The sequence below is a fragment of the Streptomyces katrae genome (assembly GCF_000966975.1).
Taxonomy (GTDB): Bacteria; Actinomycetota; Actinomycetes; order Streptomycetales; family Streptomycetaceae; genus Streptomyces; species Streptomyces katrae.
In genome coordinates this window covers 1-713 of sequence record NZ_JZWV01000531.1, presented here as the reverse complement: position 1 = coordinate 713, position 713 = coordinate 1, and the positions used below count along the sequence as shown (strand labels likewise).

Sequence of the window (713 nt, the reverse complement as noted above, 5' to 3'; positions counted from 1 at the left end):
GCGCGGCCCCCTCGCCGCTGCTCCCGCTGCTGGTGGCTTCGCCGGTGGTGGCACTTCCGCTGGCGGTGAGCGGGGTGGACCTGCCGCTGGCGGGGCTGTGCTGCCTCGCCCTCGCGGCGGCCGCCTCCGGCCGGCCGGCCCTGGCCGGGGTGGCGCTGGGCGCGGCGTGCGCCCTCAAGTGGACGGCGCTGCCCGCGGTGGCGGTGGCGGCCGCCCTGCTCGGCTCCCGCCGCGGAGCCCGGGCGGCGGTCCGGTGCGCGGTGGTGGCGGGGGCGGTCACGGCCGCCCTGGTGCTGCCGGGGGCCCTGCTCCAGCCGGGGGAGCTGTGGCGGCAGGTGTTCGCCTTCCCGACGGGCCGGTCCGAGGTGGCGACCCCGGCGGCCAGCCCCCTGCCGGGGCACCTGCTGGCGGAACTCGGGCCGTGGGGCTGGTACCTGACGGTGGCCCTGCTGGGGCTGGGCGGGCTGGGGGTGGCTCTCTCGCTGTGGGTGCGCCCGCCGCGCACGCTGGTGGCCGCGGCGGACCGCCTCGCGCTCGGGCTGACCCTGGCCTTCCTGCTGGCCCCGGCCGCTCGTTTCGGCTACCTGGCGCTGCCGGTGCTGCTCGTGGTGTGGGCCCGCTCGGCCGCCCCCGCCGGGGCCGTCCCCTCACGGGTGGTGGCCCGGTCGGGGAGGAGGGGGCCGCGTCCGGCGCCGGTCCGCTGAGGGGAGGGC

1 protein-coding gene is annotated in these 713 nt (G+C 81.1%); it reads left to right on the top strand.

The window, feature by feature from the left end:
- The coding region (locus VR44_RS19370) for a glycosyltransferase 87 family protein (protein WP_045948807.1) at nt 1-704 on the top strand (704 nt) is incomplete at its 5' end.
- Nucleotides 705-713: the final 9 nt, after the last annotated feature.